This window comes from Microbacterium sp., assembly GCF_043427715.1.
GTDB lineage: Bacteria > Actinomycetota > Actinomycetes > Actinomycetales > Microbacteriaceae > Microbacterium.
Map to the genome: position 1 here is coordinate 39,725 of NZ_JBHWTD010000040.1, position 7,335 is coordinate 47,059.

Below are 7,335 nucleotides of genomic sequence, written 5' to 3' on the forward strand. Positions count from 1 at the left end.
GGCCGAAGGGTTCAGACGACTCCGACTTGATGGGCGCCGCCAACTGTATGGCCAAGCCCTCGCCCGCGTGGGCGCGCATGAGCTCCAGGTAAAGGAGATCACCAAAGTTGTCACGCTCGTATGCGCCGACCGCAACCACTCGAACAGCCTTCTCAGGCAAATCGGTCGTCATGGTCGCACAAGCAGCCTCGGAGCGAGCGCCACCGCCCGGTCCAGCAGCACTTCGGCGCGGCGCACAAAGCTGTGTTCCTGACGGATGCGTTCCGAAATTGCGAGCATGTCAGAGGGCGCCGGAACCCAGGAACGATCCCGCAAAGCATCAACGACCCCTGCCGCATCGTCGACGGCGCGCACAGCATCGCCAAACAATTCGAGCCCGACGAGACGATCGGAGACCACGGGCACGCCGGCCGCGATGGCGTCGAAAGTGCGGTTGTTGATGAAACCCCACTCTCGCATCGACTCCATGTGATCGTTGAGCACTACGGCGGCAGCTCGGTAGTGCGACGCTGCCTCATCGAAGGGCAAGAAGCTTCCTCGATACAGCTCTGGAGGAGCGGCCTCGTCCCATTTTCCGCCCCACAATCCCACCGCGAATCCCGCATCGAGCGCGGCATTCACGATGGGGCGGCCGCCCTCGTTGAGCCGAGGCCCGCCGACGAATAGGACATCCTCCGCTTGCGACGCAGGAGCGATTCCGGGGTGGAATCGCTCGGGCGCTGTTGCCTGAAGCAGGACATCGATCGGCCTTCCGCTCTGCTCGGACATCCACGCCGCCCATTTGGGCGACGCCGCGAAGACCGCGTCGTACCCTCGCACCTCTTCAACAGTGACCCTCTCGGACCGACTGATCACCCACAGGATGTTGATTCGCCCGGCCTGTGGCGCGGCCGGCTCCGCGCCCCTGACTGTCAGCGTCACGTCCGTAAGATGGGCACTGGACTGGTTGTGCGCGCCGTGGCGAGTGATGACCACTTCTTGTCCCAAGCTGGTGAGCGCCGCGCCGAGGTCGTCTGCATACGGGACATCGCCCCATCGGTCCTGAATGCCGTTCGCCCCGATCCGGATCGCCCACCGGAACGACGGAGTCTCTCCTCGGCCCTCGATCGAAACAGACCGCGGCGGACGACTGAGTATAGGCCGAGGGAACTGCGTTGATCGCATGTGTTCCCACGAGAATCCCAGATCGGAGTATTGCTGAGCTTGCGGCTCAGGGACTTTGTCTCCCCAGCGCTCACGGAAAATCACTTGATTGATAGTCTCGCGATCGAACCGCCCCGGCGACTTGCTTTCCTCGTGCACAACCTGCGAACGGTGTTCGACTTCGAACGTCGCACCCGAAGCCTCACCCGCGCGAAGGCAGAAGTCCACGTCCTCAAATCCATTCGCATAAATGGGATCGAAGCCCCGCAAACGAGCGAAGTCAGCAGCCCGCAGCAGCATGGCGCCACCGGTGATGGCGCTGAAGCCCTTTCCATGATGGCGATAAGCGTCCTGTGGGGGATGCTCATGCAGGAAGTGAGTAGCGAGACCGTTTCGTGCGTTGAAGATCGTCCCGGCTGTCTGAATATTGCCGTTGGGGTAGAGAAGGAGCGGCTGGACCCCCATGGCCGTACTCGTCGTCAGGCGGTCCAAGAGCGGCTCGAGCCACCCGTCCTTGACAGACGTGTCGTTGTTGAGGAACATCACATACTCGCCGGTGGTGTTCGCGAAGCCGACGTTGGATCCGGTAGCGAAGTTGAGATTGCGCGCCAGACGCAGATACTTCACGCGAGGGTGCGACGCGAAGCGAGCAGACAGCACGCGTCCAACAGCCGAGCGCGAACCGTTGTCGACAATCACAACCTCGACGTCTGCACCTTCGGTGGTTTCGAGCACTCGGTTGACAGCTCGCATAGTGCGCGAGTGGTCTTGATACGCGATCACTACGACGCCAACCCGACCGGGCACCCTAGATGAAAGCTGCGCTTGCGCGGCCCGCCAATCCGTCGCCTGCTTTGCCATGACGACGAACTGCCAGTTGGATGACTCGCGGCTGGTGATCCGATCAGGTCGGGGATTGTCCACGTAGTCGCAGCCGATGAAGGGCAGGTACCGGAACGCGCCCAGTGCGGACAGGCGCATGATGAGGTCGTAGTCCACCCAGCGTTTGAGCGCTTCGTCGAAGTGGCCGACAGCATCGATGCTGGCACGGCGCGCGATGAAGGTGTTCATGTCGATCGAGTTGCCGAACAGCAGATCCGTCGCGCTCACATCCTCCCCTCGGAAGACGTCCTCCTTTCCCTCCCCGAAGACACGCATTCCTGCGTGAGTACCGACGATCGTGGGGTCACCGATGAGTGTTCCGACGCTCAACGATAAGAAATCTGGTCTCCACGTGTTGTCCGCATCAAGGAAGGCAACAAACTCACCTCGCGCCGCCATGAGTGCCGCGTTGCGCGCGGCCGAAACCCCTTGATGCTCCCGCTCGAGCAGACGGACTCGAGGGTCGGACTCGGCGATCTCGCGGACGATCTCCGCGGTTCGGTCAGTTGACCCGTCGTCCGCGACTATGAGCTCCCAGTCCGGGTAGCGCTGCAGTCTAACCGACTCGATCGCAGCGGCAACGGTGTCTTCGCGATTCCATGTGGGCATGACCACAGAAACAAGCGGGCCAGCTTCCACAGCACTTGCACTATCACGGAAGGTTTGCTCGCGCGCTACGTTCCAATGCGGACGCGCGTGATGCTCACGACCTCGCTGAGAGTTGAACATCGCAGCGTGAGCAAGTGCTTGTTCGCGGGCGGATTTGAGCGTCGGGACTGGTCCGAGATAACCAGCCGGAACGGGAAGCGAATCCTCAGGTCGCATCGAACGAAGCAACTGTACTGCGTTCTTCCCAAGCGTCACACCCGCGGACCTGGGGTCGAAGAGGGGACCCCACGCGCGAGTCGCGGCATCATCCGAGTTTAGGTACGCCAGGAACGCCGAGATGTCCCCCTTGCGCAACTTATCGCGGAGCGCGGGAGGGATGTAGTCGAACTCGATCAGCGGATGCGGATTGAGTTGAGCGCTAAAGCCGTATCTCACATAGTGAAGAGCGGCGTCATGGTCACGTATCTCCGCTTTGCCTGCAGTCGCGGAATAATACTCCGCGTCGAAGATGCCCGACGCGAGAAGAGCGGCGGCGTGTTCATGCTCCTGCCGCTGCGGATGAACGGTCTTCTCTCCACGAATCTCACGCAGCTCTTGCCTGTGACGAGCCGAGTTCGCGCGGCTAACCTGCAGTTGTTTCGTGAGCTCGCGAATCTGCTGACGGTCCACCTCCGACGCTTCTCGCAGTCTCGCTAGCGTGGATTCCAGTCGCTCAGCCCTGTTCCCCGAGGATCGGGAGACACCTACGCGCCTGAGTCCGAGTCGGGCTAGAAGTTCGTTGACACGCATGAAAGAAAGCTTATGGGACGGCTGGCCGCCAGCTTGCCATTGATGTCTGTTAGCGTCCGGTGCGCACACAACCCACGGTGGCTATCAGCGCGATGAAGCGGAGTTCATTGCTGCAGGGTGACGTCAGTGTCGCATGACGGTCAGGCCTATCGTGCGTACGTCAGGTCAGACCGAGAGCGTTGAGACAGTCCTCCAGGTGCCCGATGTCCAGCCCACCCTTCCCGTCTGACCGGTACTGAATGTGCGCCACTTCCTGGTTCTTGACGGAGGCTATTGCGCGTTGTGTGGGAACGATCGACCGCTGCGTGCGCGCATCACCAAGCTCGACAACTCGGGCCGCGCGCGAAAATGCCGCAAGGTGGAGCGCCGATCCCGCTGCGCCAGCCAGGATGCGCGCATCGCGCGCAATAGCGACTTGCTTCCGGATGGGGATCTCTTCCGGGTGGATCACCTCGAATCCGTGCTCCGCAAAGACGTTGTCGACGGCTGGAGCGTTCGTCATCGACCTCGGGTCCTGACCACGAGCCGCCATTGAGCTCCGGCTGAGAAAGACCCGGTCTCGCGCCTCATTTTCCACACCGGTTGAATTAGCGACTGCGTCCCAGACACGATTGGCCCGAGACGAGATCCTCTGCGGGTAGTCATACAACCGTCTTCCGACCGCAAGTGACTGGAACCGCATCGGCGTCTCGTCGATGATGCGTATTGCCAGGTCGCCTACAGCCAAACGGATGAGTTCATCTTGCCATGCGAAGCGCTCGCGCACATTAAACCGGTGAGCGCACACACCATCGAAGTGTTCACCCCCAGGTTCGAATGCTGGCCACAGAGCAGGCAAGGTCTCCACGAGGAAATGCCCGAAGACGTGCATCCAGTTGCCGACGTACAACCAATCGCCTTGCACCATCTGGCCAGACGCCAACTCGCGCTCCTCGCGCGTCAGACGTAACGGATTGACCGTGAGCACTACGTCGGAGGCGATCCCACCACGCCTCTGAGAAGCCGCTACCAGCTCATTGTCGCGCGTGTATACCGCTCCCCGGATGTACGCCCGGGGAGAAGGCAGGTCCCAGAAGATCCGTCCACTGTCGGCTTGAGAGCAATAGGGATCCTCGAGCTTCACCTGCGCGACATCTGCGTCGTCGATGAGAGGGAAATCCTGCTTGCCCCACGTAGTCAGACCCGCTACATCGGAGATCATGGGAACCAACCATCCGTCCAGTCCGCGGGGATCTAAGACGATCTCCGCCCGTGCAGAAGCGTAACGCGTCTTGCCAGGTAAGTGGACCCGCCGAGCCGCGGCACCAGGCGGGCAGGCGCTCGTCTCCATCTCTGCTACCAAGCTCAGAGTGCGAGTATCAAAGATCTGTCCCGACCCACACGCGGGCCCCAGTGGCCCAGCTTCGCGAGAAGCCAACTTCCGCGATGGCACCGCCGAGGACAGTAGCCTCTAGCCATGCCGCATGAGCCGTCTCCGTTGCCGAGCAACTCGGCGACCTTCGTCGCATTGACCGGACCGGCAGGCAACCTCGGCGACGCGCTCATTCGCAGGGGCACGCTCGAGTGGGCGCTTGGCACCTCCGACGAGGTCGTGGCGTATGTCGGTGACGCGCCTGACGCGTGGCTGCGGCAGCTCGGCGTGCCGACCGGCACGCGCGTGCTACGCAGCAAGCGCAGCGTCGCGCGGTGGCTCTGGCTCATCGCGACGGCGCCGCGGCACCCCGTCCTCGTGTTCGAAGCCGGAGAAGTGCCCCTTGACCGTGGCAATGGCCTCCGCGAACTGGTCTTCCTCGCCGAGACCGTGATCGTGCGCCTCAAGGGCGGCGTCGTCGTGCGGCCGCCCCGCGGCATCCGTGCACCGAGCGATCCCTCACTGTGGCTGCACGCGCGCGCAGCGCTGCTGTCGCAGGTCGCGCTCTGGCGTGACGCCGAGAGCGCCGCTCTCGCGCGCGGCGGGCGCCTCGCGCCCGACATCGGGTTCGGCGCCGGCGTCACCGACGGCAAGCCCGCCGACGAGCGCGACGAGCTCATCGTGAGCCTGCGCGGCGCGCGCCCTCACCCCGACGCCGCGTGGGTCGACGCGGTGCGGCAGACCGCGGCTGCAGCGCACCTGCGCATCCGCACCGTCGTGCAGGTGCGCGAAGACGAAGACCGATCGCGCGAGCTCGCCGACGCCCTCGGCGGACAGTTCGAACCTTGGGGCGATCGCGACCCCGTCGCCCAAGAGGCCCTGCTGCGCGAACGGTACGTGAGCGCGCGGCTGGTCATCTCCGACCGGATGCACGTGCTCGTGCTCGCCGCCCTCGCCGGCGCCGTGCCCGTCGAACTCGTGCCCGCGCCCACCCGCAAGATCGCCGACGCGTTCGCGACCATTGGGTACACCGGGTTCACGCGCGACGCAGCCGGCAGCGACGCGGCCGACATGCGCGACTTCCTCGAGGCGCAACTCGATCGCACATCCGAGATGCGGGAGCGCGTCCGCGACGCCGACCGCCGGCTGGCTGACATCGAGGCCGAGGTACGCGAGACGATCCGGGCCGCGCGGGCATGAGTGACCGCATCCTCTTCCTCTCGCACACCCACGCGTTCGGACCCTTCCGCGTCGGCAGCCACCACTACGCCCGCACCCTCGCGCGCGGCGGCGCCGAGGTCGTGCACCTGTCGACGCCGCTCTCGCCCGCGCACCGCGCGACCGGCCGGGTGAGCCGCGCCGCTGCCGCCGCACTCCCCCGCGGCCCGCATCGCGACACCGACGGGGTGACGCACCTCATCCCGCGCACGCTGCTCCCGCGCCCGTACGGGCGGTTCCGCGTCGCGCGCGAGCTGACGCGTCACGGCATCCGCCCCGCTTTCGACGCGGTGCTGATCGACCAGCCCCTGCTGTGGGACGACTCGGTGCGTGGCCTCTCACCGCGCCTCGTGTACCGCCCCACCGACCTCTACCCCGCCGGTGTCAAAGCCGACCTGCAGCGCCGCGTCGTCGCCGCCGCAGACGGCATGCTCGCCACCTCGACCGAAGTGCTGCGCGGGCTCGGCCCGCTGACGATCCCTGGACTGGTGCTCGAGAACGGAGTGGATGCGGCGCGGTTCGCGGGCTCGGCTGCGGCGCGGCCGGCGGTGTGCGTCTACGTCGGAGCGCTCGACAAGCGCTTCGACTGGGCCCAGCTGGATGCTTGGGCGCGCGCGCACGCCGACGTGCGATTCGTCGTGGCGGGGCCTGCCGCTGCGCCGGCGGTCGCGCTGCCCGGGAACGTCGAGCTGCTCGGCGCCGTCCCGTACGACCGGCTGCCGGCACTGCTGCAGAGCGCCCGCGTCGGACTGCTGCCCCTCTCCGACGATCCGCTCAACGCCGGGCGCAGCCCCATGAAGCGGTACGAGTATCTCGCCGCCGGCCTCGCCGTCGTCTCCCGCGAGACCCCCGGCATCCGGTCGGAGGAGAGCGCCGGCCTGTTCGCCTACGACGATCCGGATGCCGCGGCGCGCGCGCTCGAGCGGGCGCTGGCGTTCACGTCGCCGAACACCGCAGGGGTGGCCCGGGCGGCGGCGGAGTCGTGGGAGGCGAAGACCGACGCGCTGTGGGCGTTTGTGCGGGGGCTGGCGGGGTAGGGTGCGACCCCTCGACAAGCTCGGGGATCGGGGAAGGGCTCGGGAGCGGAGAGTTGCGGGGGCAGTTGTGGCGGGCTCAGCCCGCGGGAGGTCGCCACGAGCGACCCCGCAACCAGCGGGGCGGCCCCGTGCGCGATGCGCTGAGGGGTGCGACGCGAGGGTGTGCGACCCCTCGACAAGCTCGGGGATCGACAAGCTCGGGGATCTGCAAGCTCGGGGCTCGGGGACCGCGGGTCAGGCGCGGAGCGCGAGCTGGAGGGTGTCGGAGACGACGGCGGCGGTGCGCGCCCAGTCGTGGGCGCCGAC

General features: G+C 65.7%; 4 protein-coding genes. 2 read left to right on the forward strand and 2 right to left on the reverse strand.

Annotation, left to right across the window (positions count from 1 at the left end; all coding sequences use genetic code 11):
- Positions 1-168: 168 nt before the first annotated feature.
- Together ACHFGS_RS04000 and ACHFGS_RS04005 are read right to left on the reverse strand one after the other, a co-directional pair.
- Positions 169-3,303, reverse strand: coding sequence for a glycosyltransferase (locus ACHFGS_RS04000; protein ID WP_394279005.1), 3,135 nt, complete (start codon positions 3,301-3,303; stop codon positions 169-171).
- Positions 3,304-3,583: 280 nt separating this feature from the next.
- Complete coding sequence (locus ACHFGS_RS04005) at positions 3,584-4,624, reverse strand: glycosyltransferase family 61 protein (RefSeq protein ID WP_394279006.1); 1,041 nt, start codon at positions 4,622-4,624, stop codon at positions 3,584-3,586.
- A gap of 255 nt (positions 4,625-4,879) precedes the next feature.
- On the opposite strand from ACHFGS_RS04005, the gene ACHFGS_RS04010 reads away from it, so the two are divergent.
- Positions 4,880-5,974 carry a hypothetical protein gene (locus ACHFGS_RS04010; protein ID WP_394279007.1) on the forward strand — a complete coding sequence of 365 codons (1,095 nt, stop codon included), beginning with the start codon at positions 4,880-4,882 and terminating at the stop codon, positions 5,972-5,974.
- Positions 5,971-7,029 (forward strand): glycosyltransferase, encoded by a 1,059-nt coding sequence (locus tag ACHFGS_RS04015; protein ID WP_394289164.1) that lies wholly within the window; start codon positions 5,971-5,973, stop codon positions 7,027-7,029. Before ACHFGS_RS04010 ends, ACHFGS_RS04015 begins: the two co-directional genes overlap by 4 nt.
- Positions 7,030-7,335: the final 306 nt, after the last annotated feature.

Excerpts from the sequence above, each read along its gene's own strand:
- ACHFGS_RS04005 (WP_394279006.1), bottom strand. The coding sequence starts at position 4,624 with ATGATCTCCGATGTAGCGGGTCTGACTACGTGGGGCAAGCAGGATTTC.
- ACHFGS_RS04010 (WP_394279007.1), top strand. The coding sequence starts at position 4,880 with ATGCCGCATGAGCCGTCTCCGTTGCCGAGCAACTCGGCGACCTTCGTC.
- ACHFGS_RS04015 (WP_394289164.1), top strand. The coding sequence starts at position 5,971 with ATGAGTGACCGCATCCTCTTCCTCTCGCACACCCACGCGTTCGGACCC.